Origin of the sequence: Metabacillus sp. 113a (genome assembly GCF_050107635.1) — a bacterium.
Taxonomy (GTDB): Bacteria; Bacillota; Bacilli; order Bacillales; family Bacillaceae; genus Metabacillus_B.
This window is the reverse complement of the sequence record NZ_JBNILJ010000002.1, coordinates 1-19,853: the sequence shown is the minus strand read 5'-3', so window position 1 is coordinate 19,853 and position 19,853 is coordinate 1. Positions and strand designations below refer to the sequence as shown.

General features: G+C 48.5%; 15 protein-coding genes and 4 tRNA genes. 6 read left to right on the top strand and 13 right to left on the bottom strand.

What is annotated here, in order from left to right; all coding sequences use genetic code 11:
- Positions 1–47 precede the first annotated feature (47 nt).
- From ACQCVE_RS04460 to ACQCVE_RS04400, 13 genes are all read right to left on the bottom strand, one after another.
- Entirely contained in the window at positions 48–1,262 is a 1,215-nt protein-coding gene (locus ACQCVE_RS04460) for a S1C family serine protease (protein ID WP_426861791.1), read from the bottom strand.
- Between the two features lie 70 nt (positions 1,263–1,332).
- Positions 1,333–2,127 (bottom strand): MBL fold metallo-hydrolase, encoded by a 795-nt coding sequence (locus ACQCVE_RS04455; protein WP_426861789.1) that lies wholly within the window; start codon positions 2,125–2,127, stop codon positions 1,333–1,335.
- 17 nt (positions 2,128–2,144) lie between these two features.
- Entirely contained in the window at positions 2,145–2,939 is a 795-nt protein-coding gene (locus ACQCVE_RS04450) for a two-component system regulatory protein YycI (protein ID WP_426843287.1), read from the bottom strand.
- Positions 2,926–4,278 carry a YycH family regulatory protein gene (locus tag ACQCVE_RS04445; protein WP_426861787.1) on the bottom strand — a complete coding sequence of 451 codons (1,353 nt, stop codon included), beginning with the start codon at positions 4,276–4,278 and terminating at the stop codon, positions 2,926–2,928. Before ACQCVE_RS04445 ends, ACQCVE_RS04450 begins: the two co-directional genes overlap by 14 nt.
- Positions 4,275–6,107, bottom strand: a complete 1,833-nt coding sequence (gene walK, locus ACQCVE_RS04440) for a cell wall metabolism sensor histidine kinase WalK (RefSeq protein ID WP_426843289.1) — start codon at positions 6,105–6,107, stop codon at positions 4,275–4,277. The genes ACQCVE_RS04445 and walK overlap by 4 nt, the downstream gene beginning before the upstream one ends.
- Before the next feature lie 5 nt (positions 6,108–6,112).
- A complete protein-coding gene (gene yycF / locus ACQCVE_RS04435; protein ID WP_426843291.1) occupies positions 6,113–6,826 on the bottom strand; it encodes a response regulator YycF in 714 nt (237 codons plus the stop codon).
- A 184-nt stretch (positions 6,827–7,010) separates the two neighbouring features.
- On the bottom strand, positions 7,011–8,432 hold the full coding sequence (locus tag ACQCVE_RS04430) for a peptidoglycan DD-metalloendopeptidase family protein (protein ID WP_426861785.1): 1,422 nt from the start codon (positions 8,430–8,432) through the stop codon (positions 7,011–7,013).
- Between the two features lie 246 nt (positions 8,433–8,678).
- Positions 8,679–8,751, bottom strand: a tRNA-Phe gene (locus ACQCVE_RS04425).
- A 98-nt stretch (positions 8,752–8,849) separates the two neighbouring features.
- A tRNA-Asp gene (locus ACQCVE_RS04420) sits at positions 8,850–8,926 on the bottom strand.
- 16 nt (positions 8,927–8,942) lie between these two features.
- Positions 8,943–9,017 (bottom strand) — tRNA-Glu (locus ACQCVE_RS04415).
- Between the two features lie 12 nt (positions 9,018–9,029).
- Positions 9,030–9,102, bottom strand: a tRNA-Lys gene (locus ACQCVE_RS04410).
- Positions 9,103–9,566: 464 nt separating this feature from the next.
- Complete coding sequence (locus tag ACQCVE_RS04405) at positions 9,567–10,109, bottom strand: N-acetyltransferase family protein (protein WP_426843293.1); 543 nt, start codon at positions 10,107–10,109, stop codon at positions 9,567–9,569.
- A 68-nt stretch (positions 10,110–10,177) separates the two neighbouring features.
- Entirely contained in the window at positions 10,178–11,470 is a 1,293-nt protein-coding gene (locus ACQCVE_RS04400) for an adenylosuccinate synthase (protein ID WP_426843294.1), read from the bottom strand.
- Positions 11,471–12,454: 984 nt separating this feature from the next.
- Here ACQCVE_RS04400 and ACQCVE_RS04395 point away from each other — a divergent pair.
- The 6 genes from ACQCVE_RS04395 (at position 12,455) to ACQCVE_RS04370 (ending at position 19,598) form a co-directional block, all read left to right on the top strand.
- On the top strand, positions 12,455–13,465 hold the full coding sequence (locus ACQCVE_RS04395) for a LacI family DNA-binding transcriptional regulator (RefSeq protein ID WP_426843296.1): 1,011 nt from the start codon (positions 12,455–12,457) through the stop codon (positions 13,463–13,465).
- Between the two features lie 176 nt (positions 13,466–13,641).
- Complete coding sequence (locus ACQCVE_RS04390; protein ID WP_426843297.1) at positions 13,642–14,955, top strand: ABC transporter substrate-binding protein; 1,314 nt, start codon at positions 13,642–13,644, stop codon at positions 14,953–14,955.
- A gap of 59 nt (positions 14,956–15,014) precedes the next feature.
- Positions 15,015–15,920 carry a carbohydrate ABC transporter permease gene (locus ACQCVE_RS04385; protein WP_426843298.1) on the top strand — a complete coding sequence of 302 codons (906 nt, stop codon included), beginning with the start codon at positions 15,015–15,017 and terminating at the stop codon, positions 15,918–15,920.
- Positions 15,921–15,979: 59 nt separating this feature from the next.
- Positions 15,980–16,819 (top strand): carbohydrate ABC transporter permease, encoded by an 840-nt coding sequence (locus ACQCVE_RS04380; protein WP_426843373.1) that lies wholly within the window; start codon positions 15,980–15,982, stop codon positions 16,817–16,819.
- 14 nt (positions 16,820–16,833) lie between these two features.
- Positions 16,834–18,180, top strand: coding sequence for a GH1 family beta-glucosidase (locus ACQCVE_RS04375; RefSeq protein WP_426843299.1), 1,347 nt, complete (start codon positions 16,834–16,836; stop codon positions 18,178–18,180).
- Positions 18,181–18,251: 71 nt separating this feature from the next.
- Complete coding sequence (locus tag ACQCVE_RS04370) at positions 18,252–19,598, top strand: glycoside hydrolase family 30 protein (RefSeq protein WP_426843300.1); 1,347 nt, start codon at positions 18,252–18,254, stop codon at positions 19,596–19,598.
- Positions 19,599–19,853 lie beyond the last annotated feature (255 nt).

Below are 19,853 nucleotides of genomic sequence, written 5' to 3'. Positions count from 1 at the left end.
ACCAGCAGCCCCGCTGAAAGGGAGTCCTGAGCCGCCTCCAGACTCCTTTAGTTTCCCTGTGACTGGGATTCGCCCAGTCGCACGTCCACGGATTTCTTTTCTCCGGAGCGGTAGTAGGTGATTGATACGGTGTCACCCGGTTTGAGTTCGTACAGCACCTTCCGCAGCTGGATGATGTCTTTGATATCCTGGCCGTCCATTTTGGTGATGACGTCCATTTCCTTCAGTCCCGCTTTGCCGGCAGGGGAGAGGGGTTCGGCTTCAAAGACGACAACGCCGCGTGTAATGTCCTTCGGCAGCTTGAGCGTTTCCTGCTGGTGGTAGCTTGAGACTTCGTCAAGCGAGCGCATGCTTAAGCCGAGGTACGGTCTTCTGACCTCGCCGTATTTCTCCAAGTCTTCGATGACGGGCTTGGCGACATTGACCGGGATGGCGAGACCGATTCCTTCGACAGAGGATTCGGCGATTTTCATGGAATTGATGCCGATGACCTTGCCGTCGATGTTGATGAGGGCTCCGCCGCTGTTGCCCGGGTTGATGGCGGCATCCGTTTGCAGGACCTCGGAGTTCCAGTCGGGCTGGCCGTCTCCGTTTTCGTCAATCGGAATCGCGCGCTCCGTTCCGGAGATGATGCCCTGGGTGACGGAGCCGGCAAATTGCAGGCCGAGCGGATTGCCGATCGCGATCGAGGGCTCACCGGGCTTGACCTTGTCTGAGTTGCCGAAAGGGGCGACGTTTTTAATGTTTTCGCTGCTGACTTCAAGGACGGCGAGGTCGGTCAGCCTGTCGCTGCCGAGGATCTTCGCCTGAACCCGTGTGCCGTCAGACAGGCTGATTTCCACCTGTGAGGCGCCTTCAATGACGTGGTGATTGGTGACGACGAAGGCGCTGTTGCCGGCTTTTTTATAGATGACGCCAGAGCCGGTTCCCGCTTCGCCGCTGCCTCCATCCTCCTCCCAGAAGCCTGACTGCTGGATGTTGATGACGCCGACGACAGAGCTCGAGACCTTGCTGACGATGTTCGTGATGTCGGAGCTGACGTCAACGGAGACCTGCTTTTCCGGTCCTGCCGGTTCGGCTGCGCCGCCGTTTTCCGTATCCGGTTCAAACCGTCCGTTTACAAAATCATTGACCGCCGGTGCGCCGAAAAGGACGAGAAGCCCTCCGAGAACGGCTCCGGTTATGCCTGCTAAAAACCATCCGCCGCGGTTGCCTTTTTGCCTGCGTGGCGGCTCCTGATAATCCTGATCATAATACCCCACTGTTTCCAGCTCCTTCTTTTCGTATCCTGCTATTGCTTAGTATACTCAAGGAGGGGCGAAAAAATAATCGCTATACGGCCGTTAGCGGGGTGGGCTGTCTTGGATCGGTGTCATACAGGCTGATCTGTTCTCCTAACACAAAGCCCTTGCTCTCGAGTGTCTGCTGAACGGACATTCTGGCCAGGTCCTTCATGTTGTTGTCCTGGCTGAGGTGGGCAAGGTAAATGCGGGAGGTGTGGTCGCCGATTACGTCCGACATAGCGAGGGCTGCATCTTCATTGGACACGTGGCCGACGTCTGAGAGAATCCGGCGCTTGATGCTCCACGGATAGTGGCCCATCTGCAGCATGCTCACGTCATGGTTGCTTTCGAAGACGAAGGCATTCGCATCCTTGATCATGCCCTTCATGCGGTCGCTCACATAGCCGGTATCGGTGATGAGGGCAAGCTTCCGGCCGCCGTGGTGGAACACATAGAACATCGGCTCTGCTGCATCGTGGGAAACGCCGAAGGACTGGATGTCCAGCCCTCCGAAGGTTTTCACTGTGTCGGTTTCAAAGTGGAATTTCTGCTCGGACGGTACGTCGCCGATCAGCTTGTTCATCGCTTCCCACGTCTTGGCATTCGCGTAAACCGGCACCTTGTGCTTTCTTGCCGCGACGCCGAGCCCTTTAATATGGTCGCTGTGCTCGTGGGTGATAAAAATGCCGCTTAAGTCGTCCATGCTTTTGCCGATCTGGCCCATGAGCAGTCCGAGCTGCTTGTTGCTCAGTCCTGCGTCCACCAAAAAGGATTGGCCGTCCGCTTCTATATAAATCGCGTTCCCCGTACTCCCGCTCGCAAGTACGCTAAATTGCAAGCTCATATCTTTGTTCACTCCGTTTATTCTTGATTCGGTCTGACGATCTGCCCGTCAAACGCGTTGACAAAATAATCTTCCTTGTCGTTGATTTCAATGTACCAGTATGGCTGAAGCGATTGCTCGCTGAATTCCTGCTCGGTGTAATAGCCCAGATCGATTTTCGTGATGCTGCTCTTCGGCTTCAGATCGTTCTCGCTGTAAAGTTGGGAAACGGCTTTTGTGGCAGAAAGTGTGTCCTGCTGCTGCTCTTCGGCCGTTGCCTCGACATACGTTTGCTCATAGTTGATGATTTCGCTCTGATCGTTCAGATGCAGCTTAATGACGCCAATCGGCTGCTTCGTCAATTTCTGATAGAGGGTTTTGCCGTCCACCTGCTGAAGATAGGTGATCATACCCTTTTCCTCATCAAACGACCAGTATACATACTGATCTCCGAAAAGGAGCTTGGCGGAGACGAGCTCATCGGCTTTCTGAATGTCCTCTTTTTTCACTGGAATCGGGCTTTTCAGCTCCATCTGCAGCACAGGCTCCGGTTTTTTTTCGCTCAGGTCAAAGACCGGCTCCTGTTCTTTGAGCGCTGCAGCCTCTTCAGGCGTAAACAGGTGGCGCTTGACGGAAAGCAGGTCCACCTTTGAAACATCGGCGGGGAGAGGAGGATAGGTGATTTCCTCTGCCGACAGCTGGTCCTGGATGGATTCCACCTGAATGGAGTCGTATTCGCTCGTGACGACTTTTTGTGAATACTGCCAGGCGAGGAAGAGATCCAGAACTAGAAAAGCGAAAATAAAGATGGTTTTCGTTTTACTCCAATCCATCCTGGCTGCCTCCTCCGACAATGCTTGGGTCTTTAATAAGATGATACGTGCCGGACTTCGTCTCCGCATACCAGGCCGGGTTCACCACGACGTTCTGATCCTCTGAAAAACGGGACAGCTCATAAGCCGGAAAAACGCGCACGACGTTGCCGATGCTTAATTCGCCTGTGCTTTTCTTCAGCATATCCAGGACCTGCTGGCCGTTCTCAATCGCTACTTTTTCTCCATTTGAAGGCGTTTTGAGACCGAACGTCGGATGCACGTAGCGGATGATGTCGTTTTTCCCCCAAAGCTGAACAATCTGGGTGTTTACAAACGGCGGCTCATAGCTCGCAAAGACCGGGAGCCCGTTTTGGACCATGCGAAGCGAGACTTCATTGTTGTCGTTATGGCTGAAAAAGACGTATTTGTCTGTCCAGCCTCCATGGGAATTCAAGTATTCTATGCTCTGCTCCATCGCCTTTGAGAGGTTCGGTGCCGAAGCGGCATTTCGTTTCACATTCGTATCGGTATAGGAGAAGCTCATCTGCCGCTGATCGGACTGAACGACCATCATTCGCGATCCATCCGTATAGATGCTTTTTGATATATCCGTGCCGCTTGTGACATAGGAAGGATTGTTGAACAGCGCTTCCTTGAACTCCTCCCCGGTGTACCGTTCTGTAGAATACGAATACCGGTAATACACCGGCTTTTCTTGCGGCAGCATCAGGATCGTATCCTTATTGGCCCTCGCGTCAAAATAGCGCGGATACTCGTTTTGCGGATCGCTGAAGTACTTGCCCGCAAGCTGGAAGATGACGTCATGCTTCACTTTTACTTCCATCACCGTGTTTTTATTTGTGGAGATGAAGTACACCTTAGCGGTTTTCACTCCGGTTATCGGCATGATGACACGGTCAAAGGAATGTCCATCCGCTTCCTTGCTGTTCCAATTCAAAATTGACTGGAACGTTTTAGCAGGGACTGCCTGGCTGAATACGAGCTCAATTTTCTTCTGGCCGTCCAGTCCATGGATGAACGCCAGGAGCTTTTCCCGGTCATAGGCTTTCGAGATGTTCTTCGTTTCCCCTAAATTCCAGTCCGCCATCGATGTCCAGATCGGGTCAATCCGGGAATCGGCCCCGTAATGGTTCTTCCCTTCATGGTAAAACACTTGCTGCGGTTTGACCACTTCGCTGATTTCCCGTTTTTCGTTTGTCAGCGGCTGGTTCTCAAGGTATCTCATGTTTTCAATCGGGTCCAGTGTGGGCTGGAACGTCCAGATGCTCCACGTGAAAAAGAGACTGACTATGATTAAAAAAGCTAGCACAAGGGTTTTTACTGTTTCCCGCTTCATTCCCAATCATCCTCTTGATCCGGATTGTACGGGAGTGTGAAAAACACGGTCGTCCCCCGTCCTTCCTTACTTTCTGCCCAAATTTCTCCGGAGTGCGCCTGAACCATTTCCCGTGCGATCGCAAGCCCGAGGCCGGTACCGCCAAGCTTCCTTGTTCTCGCTTTGTCGACCCGGTAAAAGCGCTCGAAAATCTTTTTCACGCTGTCCTTTGGAATGCCGACGCCTTCGTCCTTCACGCTGATCAGAAGCTCCTCTTCCTCCACTTGGATTTCAAAGGTAATTGTTCCGCCTTCCGGAGAGTATTTCATCGCATTGGAGATAATGTTGTCCAATACCTGGGTGATTTTATCGGTGTCGATATCGACATAAAGATCCGTAGTTGGGATCCGCCGCTTAAATTTGATGTTTTTCGATTTTGTCATTTCAAAACGGTCGATGACTTTGTTCATAAAGACCGTAAAATTGATCCAGTCCGGCTTAATCCGGTAATCACGGCTGTCCATTTTCGAGAGCTGCAGGAGATCGTTGACCAGTCGGATCATCCGCTCTGTTTCAGTTTGGGTAACATTCAGAAACTGCGGGGCGATGTCCTTGTCTTCCCACGCTCCTTCTACTAATGCATCCAGGTAGCTCCGCATCGTCGTGAGCGGGGTGCGAAGCTCATGGGAGACGTTCGCCACGAATTCTCTGCGCTCTTCATCGATTTTTTCCTGCTCAGTCACGTCGTAAATAATCGCGATTAGCCCTTCGATAAAGCCGCCATGCTCCTTCACAATGACAGAAAAATTGATTCGCAGAATAAGAGGCTTGTCATCTGAGCTGAAATCAAGCAGAAGAGGCTCCTGCGATTCGATCAGCTGGTCAAATTGAACTTCTTCCTCGATATCAAGCAGGGACGTGATTTTCATAGAAAGGGCTGTTTCACGTGAAACGTTCAGCAGCTGGGCCGCCGGATCATTTACGAGAATGATTTCCCCTTTCCGGTTCGTCGCAATGACCCCGTCCGTCATGTTCGCGATGACAGATGCGAGCTTTTTGCGCTCTCCTTCTGTTTGGGAATGGGCTTCCTCCAGCTCCTCCGTCAGATGATTAAAGCTTAATGCAAGCTGGCCGATCTCATCGTTTCCATAAATCCGCACCTTGCGCAAAAAGTTCCCCTTTGCAAGCTCTAAAGCCTGCTTTCTCATGTCCGACAGCGGCCTTGTAATCGTCCGTGCCAGAAAGATTCCGACGAAAGCTGTAAAGAACAAGGAGATGCCTGTGCCCGTTGCCAAAATGTTATTGATATTTCGCATTTGTGTGAAAATTTCTTCCATCGAGGCTTCTAGATAAACGACTCCGACCGTTTCCCCGGATTCATTTTTTATCGGGGTGGCGGAAACGCGGATCCGCTTTTGGGATTCCCGGTCGAACAGGATTTGCGGAGGATTATCATCGACGATAAGCGCCCGCTTGATCATGTTGTCAGTTACTTTTTTGCCGACGATGGAGAGGTTGGCTGTATCGGAGGTAGCAAGCACTCTCATGCTCGTATCGATGACACGGACCTCTTGAATGTCCCCTTGAGAATAATCGTTCAGTACGCCGTTAATGTCCTCCTCGAGCGAATCGGGATCTTCTTTCGGACGTTTTTTTGCAAATTCGATTCCGAGGCTGTAATTGAGCAGGTTGATCTGCTTGTTGATGGAGCTGTTAAAGTTTGCTGTCAGCGATTCTTCCAGCTGCTTGACAAAGTACACCCCGATAATTTGCATCGCCAAAACGATCAGCAACACAAAGATCAGGGCAAATTTAAAATGGATGGAGCGGAAAAACCCAATTTTATTCATTCCAGTTACTCCTGTTCAGGATTACGCAAATAATACCCCACGCCTCTTCTTGTTACGATCCAGTTCGGGTGGCTTGGGTTGTCTTCTATTTTTTCACGGAGGCGGCGCACAGTGACATCCACCGTCCGGACATCGCCGAAATAATCATAGCCCCACACCGTCTGCAGCAAATGCTCGCGCGTCATAACCTGGCCGATATGCTTCGCCAAATAATGAAGCAGCTCGAACTCGCGGTGGGTCAGCTCAATCGTTTCTCCGCGCTTTGCGACGACATACGCATCCGGGTGGATGACAAGGGAGCCGACGGAAATTTCATTCGTATCTCCTGCAGGCTCCTCCGCTGTACCGGCTGTCTGCTGCCTGCGGAGATTCGCTTTCACTCTCGCCAGAAGCTCGCGGGTGCTGAACGGTTTTGTGACATAATCATCCGCACCAAGCTCAAGGCCAAGCACCTTATCAATCTCCGAATCCTTCGCGGTCAGCATGATGATCGGCATGTCATATTTCTTCCGCACCTCGCGGCATACTTCCATTCCGTCCCTGCTCGGAAGCATAATATCAAGAAGGATCAAGTCCGGCTGAAACTCCTCCACCTGCTGGATCGCATCGTTGCCGTCATAGGCGCAGTGCACCTCGTAGCCTTCTTTCTTTAAATTAAACTCTAATATATCGGCAATCGGTTTTTCATCGTCTACGACTAGTATTCTTCTGCTATCCATTCATTATCGCCCCTTTTGGCCAAGGTTTCGCGTATATATAAAGCGTTCATTTTTTATAGCTCTAAACAGACTAATTATACCGATAGTATGTCCTTTTTTCCACCATCTGAAGGGAATAAAAAAGAAGCTGACCTGATTTAATGCCTTTGTTTTCCATCCAGACACCTTTAGGTCAGCTTTCCCGTTATGGTTTTACGTAATTCAGTGGATCTTCGAGATTGCCGTTTTTATAAACCTCGAAATGGAGATGCATGCCGGTTGAGCGGCCGGTGTTGCCCATGACCCCGATTTTGCTGCCCTTCTGAACCGTCTCCCCTTCGGAGACAGAGATCGAATCCAGGTGAGCATAAATGGTTTTCATCCCATTCTGGTGATCAATCTCAATTTTATTTCCGTACGCCCCGCTGTTTCCGGCAAAAACGATTTTTCCGTTGTCGGCCGCTTTAATGGTCCGGTCCTGCACACCGGCAATATCAATTCCTTTATGCTTTCTTCCCCAGCGTACACCCTGCTTGCTCGTTATCGTACCGCCGACGGCAGGCCAGCTTAGGGTGCCTTCGCCTTTGGAGATTTCTTTCGTTCCGACTTCAATCACCTTCGTTACTGGCTCTTTGCGCACTTCATCCTTGACCGTTTCCCTCGTGATTGTTTCCCCGTTCACCTTCGTGTAAACATATTCCAGGAGGGCTTCTCCACCCGTACCGGCCTGCGTCACTTTTTCCTCGCCTTTAGGGAGGTCCGGGTTGTCCTTCCGCTCCTCGCTGTAGGGAATGTCTTCGACTTTTGAGGACTCTTCCTTAACAGTCACTTCTGTAAACGGCTTGCGGACCTTCACCTTAAGCTTATCCTCCGGCTTAATCGAAGAGCGGGGGTCCATGCCGCCGTTAAGCTCCAGCAGCTCATCCGTTGAAAGCTTGAACTCCCGGGCAATGGTCTCGAGCGTATCGCCCTCTTTAACGTGATACTCAGACTCTTCCATTGTTCCTTTTTTCAAGGCTTCAAACCCTTCGTCTTTCTTTTGCACGATGTCCGGATCCACTTTTTGTTCTTTGATTTCAGGCTGCACGGAGTACGAAAGCTCCGTAATCAGGGATTCTCCTTCTTCTATCGGCTCAAATGGCTTTCCGGTCTTTTGATGCTCTTCATAAGCTGTAAGAAGATCCTCCGGAACCATCTCATGAAGATAATCCCTCAGCATTTCCTCCGCCTCTTTCTTTGAGGCAAACGAAGCAGCCGTCTGGTCCCCAAACGTGATGGAGTAAACCTTTGCAGCTACATCAAGCTCTGACACCAGCCTCTCTTTGGCAGCATCATTATCTGCAATCGGACGGAACATCTGCTCCGGCACAATGTCGATATCCTCAACCGTCAAATTCAGCTTTTTGCCGGCATACCGGCTTCCGTCACGCTCCACCACCCGCTCCCCGGCTTCCTTTAAAACGACTTGGTTATCAATGGTCCCAAGCTTTTCCCCATCTATGTATAAATGATAAACGGTCGAAATTTGATCCTCTGCTGACGCCGTCTGTGATCCGAGCATGAAAACCGAAGCCATCACCCCGCATGCAAGCGTATACTTATATTTCAATCTATATGATTCGTTCATTGTCAATTCCCCCTGAAAACGGTTCATCCAAACTGTCGCCAAAAAGGCACCCGTCAAAGATAGCACAGACCTCTCAGGCCTCGCCCAATTTACTTCCAATTGTCATCGGATTGTAGTCATTTTGTCATAAAAAGGGAAGCTGCTGTAACAATCCGGGAATTATTTAACAGGTTTGGCAAGAGCTCTTTCCCCGGGAAATGTGAACAAAGTAAAAAAGACACATTCCACCGGGAACATGTCTTTGGATGGCTTGGGACGGAATCGAACCGCCGACACATGGATTTTCAGTCCATTGCTCTACCGACTGAGCTACCAAGCCATTATAAAATTTTCGTTAGAGCCTATGGTATCACTTGCACACTCTCGCTTATTGAAACCCTCTTACGTTTTAATTAATCTATGTATAAAGAACTAAAATGGCGGTCCGGACGGGACTCGAACCCGCGACCTCCTGCGTGACAGGCAGGCATTCTAACCAACTGAACTACCGGACCAGGAAACGATGTAAAATGGTGACCCGTACGGGATTCGAACCCGTGTTACCGCCGTGAAAGGGCGGTGTCTTAACCGCTTGACCAACGGGCCAATCTTTAAAGATGAGCCATGAAGGACTCGAACCTTCGACCCTCTGATTAAAAGTCAGATGCTCTACCGACTGAGCTAATGGCTCCTTGTTTTACCTACACCCAGAGCATGTAAGACGCCCAAATCTCAGAAAGCTTATTCAAGCAGCAGCTCCATTTGGGCGCTGATGTTTCGCTTCGAAGATCACTCGATCGTGCTCTGCCGACTGAGCTAATGGCTCCTTGTTTTACCTACACCCAGAGCATGTAAGACGCCCAAATCTCAGAAAGCTTATTCAAGCAGCAGCTCCATTTGGGCGCTGATGTTTCGCTTCGAAGATCACTCGATCGTGCTCTGCCGACTGAGCTAATGGCTCCTTGTTTTATCCTTAGCTGTCACCTTAAACTCTGTTGTGGAGCGTCTCAGCGACGTTTCTAATAATAGCATGTGATGCTAGAGAAAGACAATAGTTTTTTTACAAAAATGAAAGAATATTTTTGTAGTGTTTGTTTAAGCATGCAAAGTTCATTATGCTTTCTAATCAGACGGAAGTCTATCATTTTTTCCGGATTACGCATCCGGTGTATTCACCCGCCCCATCACAATCGTACTGTAACAACGCCCGTCAGAGAGAATTTTGTCGCACTCCAATACCCCTTCTACTTTAAATCCATGTTTTTCATAGAGCCTAATGGCTTTCTGATTGGTTTCCAGGACGTTCAGAGTCATTTTTTTCAGCCCTGCTGCATCTGCCCACGCGATGGATGCAGATAATAGCTTCCTGCCGATTCCAAAACCCCAGTATTCTTTTAAAATACCTATCCCGAACTCCGCCTTATGCGAAAAACGTTTAAGCGTGTTTCCCTCGCACCTTGAAAACCCGACAATTTGTCCGCGGGCTTCTGCGACCAGAAACAAGTTCACCGGGCTTACTGCATCCTTGTTGATGAGTTGTTCAAAACGATTTTGATCAATAAACGCCTCTCCGGGTTCCCGGTCTAAATTCTCGGTTTCCCCGTCGATCTGCAGACGCAGGCTGGACATTTCCGCGGCATCCTTTTCAGTTGCCTGACGGACTATATAGGTTAAACCCTTAACATGATATGTTTTCATTTAATGACCTCCTCCTCCATCATAACAAAAAGAGGAAGCCGTCCAGCTCCCTCTTTTTTTAAATTTATTTAATTCGCGCGGTATACACTCCGCAGCACATTCGTCTGTGAACGGTCTGGTCCGACAGAGAAGATGGAAAGCGGAATTCCTGTCAGCTGGGAGACGCGCTCAAGATAATGGCGGGCATTCTCAGGCAGGTCCTCAAGCGTTTTCGCACCGGTAATATCTTCTGTCCAGCCCGGAAGCTCTTCGTAAACCGGTTCGCATTCGGCCAGCTCTTTAAGGCTTGCCGGGAATTGCTCCATCACTTCGCCTCTGAAGCGGTAAGCTACGCAGATTTTGAGCGTTTCGATTCCAGTCAGCACGTCGATTGAGTTTAGCGACAGATCAGTAATTCCGCTGACACGGCGGGCATGGCGGACAACAACACTGTCAAACCAGCCGACGCGGCGCGGACGGCCGGTTGTCGTACCGTATTCGCGGCCGACCTCGCGAATTCTGTCTCCGGTCTCATTTGTTAATTCTGTAGGGAAAGGTCCATCTCCTACACGGGTTGTGTAGGCCTTTGAAACTCCGACCACATGATTGATTTTCGTCGGACCGACGCCAGAACCGATGGTTACTCCGCCCGCTACCGGGTTTGAAGACGTAACAAACGGATACGTCCCCTGATCAATATCAAGCATAACGCCCTGCGCCCCTTCAAAAAGAACGCGGCGGCCTTCGTCCAGTGCATCATTCAATACGACAGATGTATCGCAAACGTATTTTTTTATCTGCTGTCCATACTCAAAATATTCGTCAAGAATATCCTCTATTTTAAAGCCTTCGACCTCATACATTTTTTCAAACAGGCGGTTCTTCTCATCCAGGTTGCGGGCAAGCTTTTCTTCAAAGGACTCACGATCCAGAAGATCAGCGATGCGGATTCCGATTCTAGCCGCTTTATCCATGTAGGCAGGACCGATTCCCTTTTTCGTGGTTCCGATTTTATTCGCGCCTTTGCGGTCTTCTTCCACTGCATCCAATTTTAAATGATACGGAAGAATGACATGTGCACGATTGCTGATTCTCAGGTTGTCCGTGCTGACGCCCTTATCGTGAAGGTACGCAAGCTCCTGAACGATTGCCTTTGGATCCACAACCATTCCGTTTCCGATCACGCAAATTTTATCACTGTAAAAAATTCCGGATGGAATAAGGTGAAGCTTATACGTAACACCATCAAATTTAATCGTATGTCCTGCATTATTGCCGCCTTGATAACGCGCAATCACTTCTGCATTTTCAGAGAGAAAATCTGTAATTTTCCCTTTTCCTTCGTCTCCCCATTGGGTTCCCACTACTACTGCTGAAGACATATCCCTGCACCTCCGAATGCTGTTTAAACGTGCTTTTTTTCTAGTTTTTATATACTAAATCCATCCAATATTGTACCAATTCAGCGAGGCAAAGTCAATTGGTTTTCCGAACATTAGACGGAGTTTGGTAATGTTTTGTTCGTATATAGGCAGGTGGGAGTTTGCTCACAGAACAGTGCGCCTGGCCCGCTCTGCTTAAAGTGTGGGGGTCAAACGCTGGCCAGCCAACTCTTTAGGGAGCATCTCAGTTTTTGTCGAAAAGTCGATATCTTGTAATTTTGGTCGATATATCGGGATCTTGGTCGATATATCTGAATCTTGGTCGATATATCTGAATCTTGGTCGATATATCTGAATCTTGGTCGATATACTGAAATTTCGGTCGATATGCTGGATTTTGAGCGGATCTATTAAAATCTCGGATGATATCCGCTATCAAGGTACAGATTCCCACCCTCTGACTGCACACTCGCCTGAGAAAAAACCAAATTTTCGTGCAAAACATAGCCCTTACGGCAAGACTTTGCCAGCTTTTAGGGCTCCATACAGGTATTCGGTTGGCGCGCCTGGCCCGCTCCCCTTTAAAGCATGTGGGGTCAGAGGAGCTTATAGCTGATCGATTGCTGCATAAGGCGTCACTGAGGACGGTGCCGGAGCTTTCATCCTTTAGCGAATGTGGGGTCAGGCGCGGTGCCTGGCCCGCTCCCCTTTAAAGCATGTGGGGTCAGAGAACCACCCTCGCCAACCCCAGACCGCTCTAAGGCTGCAGGCTTCGGTGCTGAAGCACCCTGTAAGCCGTATTCAAGCACCACAACCTAAGCCATTCTGAAACACCCGGTAACCCATTCTGAAGCACCCGGTAAGCCGGGATAAACCACCTCCCCCAAAAACAAAATAAGAACTCTGAAAATTCTTCTTGCCTAATCCATTCCCCGCGCTTATAATTCAATTTAACGAAAGCGCTTTCGATAAGAGGAGATTCACATGACGACTATTTATGATGTTGCCAGGAAAGCTGGCGTATCCAGCACAACTGTATCAAAAGCACTGAATAATTATCCGGATGTCAGCGAAAAAACAAAGAATGCGATATTAACAGTGGCAGCGGAAATGGGGTATTTGCCTAACTCGCATGCTCAATCGCTTTCTACGAAGAAGAGCTGGTCAATCGGGGTCATGTTTACAGAGGATAATGAAGTCGGGATGAAGCATCCTTTCTTTAACGCGGTCATTGAGAGTTTTCGGAAGCATGCAGAGAATGAAGGATATGATCTGATTTTTCCTTCCAGGAATCTCCGCAACCGGAACACCAGCTATCTGGAGCATTTTCAGTACCGGGGTGTAGATGGCATTATCATTATTTGTTCTGATCAAAACGACCCTCTGGTGCTCGAAATTCTGGACAGTCCGATTCCAATTGTGGTCATCGATATGAATAAAGTGAACAGCAGTGTGATCCATTCTGATAATGTCACTGGCGGAGAAAACGCGGTGGATTATCTTTTGAAGCTTGGTCATACGAAGATTGCGCATATTGCCGGGTCATCGTCTACTTTTTCGGGGAAAGCAAGAATTCAGGGATATCGGAATGCGATGAACAACGCAAACCTTCCGATTCCTGATGGATATTTGATAGACGGCGGCATGTTTTCCATTCAGGAGGGCCGTGCGGGGATGGAGAAGCTGCTGGAGCTGCAGGACCAGCCGACTGCGGTGTTTGTTGCGGGTGATCAGATGGCCATTGGGGCTATGGAAGCGATTAAAGAGAAAGGCCTCGCTGTTCCTGGGGATATTTCCATTATCGGGTTCGATGATATCGAGATGGCGATGTATGTGTCGCCCAAACTGACAACCATTAAACAGGATACGGATGCAATTGGAAAACAGGCAGCCCTGCTGCTCGTAAGCCAGATGATTCATAAAAAGAAATCCATCCGCACCGAAATGATTCCCGTTCAATTGATTGAACGAGAGTCGTGCAAAGAACTGACTTAATTTTTTTACCGGTTTTCGAAACCGCTTTCGTTCAGGTTTATGAAACCGCCTTCAAATTCAGCTATTTTTTTGATGCAAATCGAAACCGCTTTCGGGCATTGGGGTATGATTAAGCTGTAACTTCTCTTTGAAGCTTGCGGGGCTTACACAGAATGATAAGAAAAGGGGCTATTAAGATGAGGAAAACAGGAAGTATTTTGCTATCACTGGTTTTATTAATTGGGATTCTCGCCGGCTGTTCGGGCGCGAATAGCGCGAACGGATCAAAAGACGGAAAAGATATTGATTTACGGGTTTGGTCCTTTACGGATGAATTGAAAAAACCGATTACAAAATTTGAAGAAAAGAACGGCATTAAGGTAGAGCTGACGATTGTACCGATCGCAGATTATCCGACAAAGCTGAAGCCGGTTCTTGAGAGCGGCGTGGGAGCGCCTGATGTATTTACGGGTGAGCTTGCTTTTATCAAGCAGTGGGTTGATGCGGGCTACTGGGAGGATCTGTCCAAAGCTCCTTACAACGTGGAAGAGCTGGCAGACCAATATACTCCATATGTATTCGATATGGGAAAAGATAAAGACGGCAACGTAAGAGCACTCTCATGGCAGACTACTCCGGGAGGCGTGTACTATAAGCGCAGCATGGCAAAAGAAGTGCTTGGAACGGATGATCCGGCAGAGGTCGGAGAAATGATGTCCACTATGGATGGTGTGTTTGAGACAGCGGAAAAAATGAAAGCGAAGGGCTACCGCATGTTCCCGGATGAAGGAGCGATCCGCTGGTTTGCACAAGGGGAATCTCCTGAACCGTGGGTAAACGACAAGAAAGAGCTGCAGCTTTCTGATAGAAAAATTGAGTTTATGGATTATGCAAAAGAATTGAAAGAAAATGGCTATACCGCCAATGCAGCAGAGTGGTCTCCGTCTTGGTTTGAGTCCATGGATAAAGCTGTAAACGTGAAAGAAGGCGGCAAATCAGTGGAGACGAAAGTCTTCTCCTATGTTCTTCCTACGTGGGGATTACATAGTGTCCTGAAAACGAATGTGAAAAAATCCTCTGGCGACTGGGCTGTAACGAGCGGGCCAAGCCCGTATTTCTGGGGCGGTTCATGGCTTGGCGTATACAGCAAGTCCAAAAATAAGGAGCTTGCGTACGATTTCGTTAAAATGATGACTCAGGATAAAGAATTCCTTAGTGAATGGGCGAAAGAAACTGGCGATGTCCTGTCTTACCTTCCGGTTACAGAGGAAATCAAAGGTGATTTTAAAGACGAGTTCCTTGGCGGACAGAATAACTATCAATTCTTCCTGGAGCAGTCCGAAAGCATTAAGCCGGGAATCGTCACGAAATATGACCAGCAGCTTGATACCCTTTACGGAAACGCCGTTAAGCAGTATACAGACGGCAAGAAGTCAAAGGATGACGCTATCAAAGAGTTTTATATGAAAGCAAAGAATGCGTATCCGGATCTGACTGTACCAAGCAATTAATGACCTTTGGGCGGCATAACGGCGTTATGCCGCCTGCTATTTGAAAGAGAGGGAGAAAGGTGAAAAATTTAAATCGGTATGGGTACTTTTTTATCGCACCGTTTTGGCTCGTCTTCTTAGTATTCAGTATCTATCCTGTAGCATTAACCTTCTATTACAGCTTTACAAGCTATACCGGAAGCGGTACGGCGGAGGTTATCGGATTTACGAACTACATCCGTCTTTTTACAGACACGTTCTTTGTACAGGCCTTTTTCAATACATTGAAGATTTGGGGGATCAATTTTGCCTTGCAGATGGGTCTCGCTTTGATTCTGGCCGCGATTTTTTCTGACATGAGATTGAAAATGAAGGGCCAGTCGTTTTTCAGGGCAATTTTTTACCTTCCGAATCTGATAACCGTCAGTTCAGTAGCCTTGCTGTTTGGTATTTTGCTTGATTGGCAGCACGGTTCCCTAAATATCGTTCTTATGAATCTTGGAATCATTTCCGATCCAATCAACTGGCTGAATGAACCGGCAACAGCTCAGATATCGGTTTCTCTCATCTTGACGTGGATGTGGTTCGGCCATTCCTTTATCGTCATCATGGCAGGGATTTCCGGCATCTCCAAGGATTATTTCGAAGCAGCCCTGATTGATGGAGCCAATCGCTGGCAAACGCTCACCAGCATTACTCTCCCTCTTTTAAAGCCCATTCTGCTTTATATCATGATTACGTCCCTGATCGGAGGCCTGCAATTATTTGACCTCCCGATGCTGATTACAGACGGAATCGGTTCTCCTGATGGATCCCTGAACACTATGGTTCTGTATTTGTATAATCAGGCCTTTAAGTACAACAATTATGGCTATGCATCCGCAGTGGCCTATGGATTGTTCTTGATCACCGTCATTTTTTCTGCCGTCGTCTTTAAATCGATGTATGGCAGTGAGAAAAAACAAGCAAAGCAGGTGCAGCCATGATATCCAGGCCTGAAACGAACCAGACTCTTCATACAGAACGCACAACGAAGCCGGTTGTGATGGAGCCGAAAAAGGGGAAAGACCGCATCATCAAAGTCATTCTCTATACAGGCATGACCGCGCTGGCCATTGCCTGCTTCATTCCTTTCCTGATGATGCTCATCAACGCAACCCGTTCGAATGAGGCCATCCTGACAGGATTTACGCTTGTTCCCGGTACTTCTTTAGCCGAAAACTATCAGACGATGATGGATTATGTGAATGTATGGACCGGTTTTAAAAACAGTCTGTTCATCTCCGTTCTTGTCACATTGCTGACCGGCTATTTTTCCGCCCTGACCGCTTATGGATTTGCTTTTTACCAATTTAAAGGAAAAAATTTTCTGTTCGTATTTATGCTTGTGATGATGATGGTTCCGGGTCAGCTCGGTCTGATCGGATTCTATGAATTATCGAAAACGCTGGGAATTTTGGATACGTATATTCCCCTGATTGTACCTGCCGTCGCGAGTCCGTTCGTCGTGTTCTTCTTGCGGCAGTATATTTTAACGACGCTGCATCCGAGTCTAATTGAGGCCGCAAGAATCGACGGAGCGAGTGAGATTAAGATTTTCCATATTGTCGCGCTTCCAATCATGATGCCGGCAATTGCGACCATGTCCATTTTTACCTTCATCGGCTCCTGGAATAACTATATTATGCCGCTTGTCCTGATTTTCTCGCCGGAAAAATATACGCTGCCTGTTTTGATGGGCTTTTTGAAAGGCTCCCAAGTCGCTCAAAATCTCGGTTCCATGTATTTGGGGATCGCCATTTCCGTTGTCCCGATCATGATCGCGTTTCTTTTCTTATCTAAATACATCATTAACAGCATCTCGGCTGGAGCCATTAAAGAATAAAGGAGTGGAATGAAGTGAATTTTTCTAAAGATTTTATTTTCGGCACCGCAACCTCATCCTATCAGATAGAAGGAGCCCACCAGGAAGGCGGACGCACCCCTTCCATTTGGGATGCATTCTGCTCGGAGCCCGGAAAGGTTTATGAGCAGCATAACGGAGATATCGCATGCGATCATTACCACCGCTATGAAGAAGACATTCAGATCATTAAAGATTTAGGGGTAGACTCCTACCGTTTCTCCATTGCCTGGCCGCGGATTTTTCCAAGAAAGGGAGAATTCAACCGGGAGGGGATGGAATTTTACAAAAACCTTGCCACGCGCTTGCGGGAAGAAGGCATTAAGCCCGCCATTACCATTTATCATTGGGACCTGCCGCTTTGGGCTCATGAAGAAGGCGGCTGGGTGAACCGCGAGTCCGTCCAGTGGTATCTCGATTTCGCAGAGGTTTGCTTTAGAGAGCTTGATTATTTAGCCGATTCCTGGATTACGCATAATGAGCCTTGGTGTGCAGGGTTCCTTGGCTATCATCAAGGGGTCCATGCTCCGGGCCATACGAACCTGGAGGAAGCGGTCAAAGCCGTCCATCACATGCTCCTCTCTCATGGAGAAGCCGTAAACATGCTGAAAAATACGTTCTCGTCTTCAACGGCGATCGGGATTACACTTAACCTTTCCCCTGTCTATGCGAAAACCGATTCAGTAAACGATCAGCTGGCCGCCAACAACTCTGACGGTTACTCCAACCGCTGGTTCCTGGACCCTATTTTCAAAGGCCATTACCCAGCCGATATGATGAATTTGTTTTCTAAATATGTCCATTCCTATGACTTTATTAAGCCGGGAGATTTAGAAACGATTTCCACAGCCTGCGATTTCTTCGGCATTAATTACTATAGCCGCGGCATCGTTGAATTCAGTGCTGCCAATGATTTTATGACCAGAGGTGCGTATTCCTCCTATGATAAAACCGGAATGGGCTGGGACATTGCTCCTGTTGAGTTCAAGGATTTAATCATCCGTCTCCGCCGGGAATATACGGATTTGCCAATCTTTATTACCGAAAACGGAGCTGCCTATGACGATGAGGTGGTTAATGGACGAGTTCACGATTCGCTTCGGACAGCGTATATCGAAAAGCATCTTCAGGCCGTATCGGACTTAAACCTTCTTGGGATGAACATACAAGGCTATTATTTATGGTCGCTTCTCGACAACTTTGAATGGAGCTTCGGCTACGATAAGCGCTTCGGCATGATCTATGTCGATTTTGATACACAGGAACGCATTTGGAAGGACAGCGCCTATCGTTATGCGGAAATCATTAAGCAGAGGGAGCCTTCCTTGCAGATTGGTTCCTGAAAGAAGCCCGTAGAGGCACTCCGAACGCGAATCTGGATTGGATGAACTTTCAAAAGACAGGAGAAAAGGGTATGACCACAACGAGCAAAACGATTAAACTCATTCAGACAGCAAAACACTCGAACGACCGATTAACAGTGAAAGAGCCGGTTTCCTTCGGCTCTCCGCTGTTTTCAAATCCTATTTATGTGGAGTTGAACCCGGCTCAGACGTTTCAAACCTTCCTGGGCTTCGGCGGTGCTTTTACGGAAGCGGCAGCCCATACCCTTTCTCTGATCAGTCCGGAAAAAAGAACCCGGGTGATCGCCGATTATTTTAACCCTGAAGAGGGGCTCGGATACCGGTTCGGCCGCACACATATTAACAGCTGCGATTTCTCGCTTGGGAACTATACGTATGTTCCGGACCAGGCCGATACATTAGACCATTTTTCCATAGAAAGAGAACGGGAGCTTGTGCTTCCATTAATCAAAGATGCCGTGAAGGCTGCGGGACAAAGCCTGAAAATTGTTTCCTCCCCCTGGAGTCCGCCCGCCTGGTATAAAAGCAACGGAGAAATGAACAACGGGGGCAGGCTGCTTCCCGAATACAGACAGCTCTGGGCGGACTATTACATACGCTATATAGAAGAGATGGAAAAAGAGGGCATCCCGATCTGGGGCATCACCATTCAAAATGAACCCGAAGCCAGCCAGGTATGGGATTCCTGTCTGTACACTGGAGAAGAAGAAAGAGATTTTATCAAACATTATTTGGGACCTGCCTTGAAGAAAAACGGATTGGACGATCTTAACGTCATCATCTGGGATCACAACCGCGACCGTATTTATGAGCGGGCCAAAGCGGTCCTAAGCGACCCTGAAGCTGCCCAATACGTTTGGGGGACAGGCGTTCACTGGTATGTATCAGAGGAATTTGAAAACCTGGCCAAGGTTCATGAGCAATTCCCGGACAAACACCTCATCTTTACCGAGGGCTGCATCGAAGGCGGAGTAAAACCTGGTGCGTGGCACACCGGTGAACGGTATGGCCGGAACATCATCGGTGATCTAAACAACCACCTCGAGGCCTGGATTGACTGGAACCTGGTTTTAAACGAACAGGGCGGGCCTAACCATGTCGGGAATTATTGTGATGCCCCCGTCATTGCGGATACAGTCAGCGATGAGATTCATGTGAACAGCTCCTATTATTACATCGGGCATTTCAGTAAATATATAAAGCCCGGCGCAAAGCGGATTGGCTGTTCGGTTTCGAATAACGCCCTGCTCGCAACAGCCTTCCAAAATCCAAACGGAGAAATCGCCGTCATTGTCATGAACCCTTCTGATGCAGAGCAGGAAGTCTGTCTGCAGCTCGAGGACAGGACAGCAGCGTCTATGCTCCCTCCGCATTCGATTTCTACATTGATCTACTGAAGCTTTAGACCCCGCCTTGAGCGGGGTTTTTTTATGGGGATGAAGGATGTCGAAGGGGGCGTAGCGGATTTTGTCGAAAAGTCGATATGCTGCAATTTCGGCCGATATATCGGAATAATATCCTATATCTCTCAGGCCCCCTAACTAGTTTGGACACCTCCTCTCATTCTAAATATAATGAGGGCAGAGGAGATGAGGCCAAGATGAAAAGAAAGAATGGTCCGATTGAGGACGTAAAGAAGAAATATGTCAGAA

Bases quoted from the DNA above. Each gene is read 5' to 3' on its own strand.
- yycF (WP_426843291.1), bottom strand. From the start codon at position 6,826: ATGGATAGCAGAAGAATACTAGTCGTAGACGATGAAAAACCGATTGCC.
- ACQCVE_RS04370 (WP_426843300.1), top strand. From the start codon at position 18,252: ATGACCACAACGAGCAAAACGATTAAACTCATTCAGACAGCAAAACAC.
- ACQCVE_RS04430 (WP_426861785.1), bottom strand. From the start codon at position 8,432: ATGAACGAATCATATAGATTGAAATATAAGTATACGCTTGCATGCGGG.
- walK (WP_426843289.1), bottom strand. From the start codon at position 6,107: ATGAATAAAATTGGGTTTTTCCGCTCCATCCATTTTAAATTTGCCCTG.
- ACQCVE_RS04380 (WP_426843373.1), top strand. From the start codon at position 15,980: ATGGAGCCGAAAAAGGGGAAAGACCGCATCATCAAAGTCATTCTCTAT.
- ACQCVE_RS04400 (WP_426843294.1), bottom strand. From the start codon at position 11,470: ATGTCTTCAGCAGTAGTAGTGGGAACCCAATGGGGAGACGAAGGAAAA.
- ACQCVE_RS04445 (WP_426861787.1), bottom strand. From the start codon at position 4,278: ATGAAGCGGGAAACAGTAAAAACCCTTGTGCTAGCTTTTTTAATCATA.
- ACQCVE_RS04455 (WP_426861789.1), bottom strand. From the start codon at position 2,127: ATGAGCTTGCAATTTAGCGTACTTGCGAGCGGGAGTACGGGGAACGCG.
- ACQCVE_RS04450 (WP_426843287.1), bottom strand. From the start codon at position 2,939: ATGGATTGGAGTAAAACGAAAACCATCTTTATTTTCGCTTTTCTAGTT.
- ACQCVE_RS04395 (WP_426843296.1), top strand. From the start codon at position 12,455: ATGACGACTATTTATGATGTTGCCAGGAAAGCTGGCGTATCCAGCACA.
- ACQCVE_RS04405 (WP_426843293.1), bottom strand. From the start codon at position 10,109: ATGAAAACATATCATGTTAAGGGTTTAACCTATATAGTCCGTCAGGCA.
- ACQCVE_RS04390 (WP_426843297.1), top strand. From the start codon at position 13,642: ATGAGGAAAACAGGAAGTATTTTGCTATCACTGGTTTTATTAATTGGG.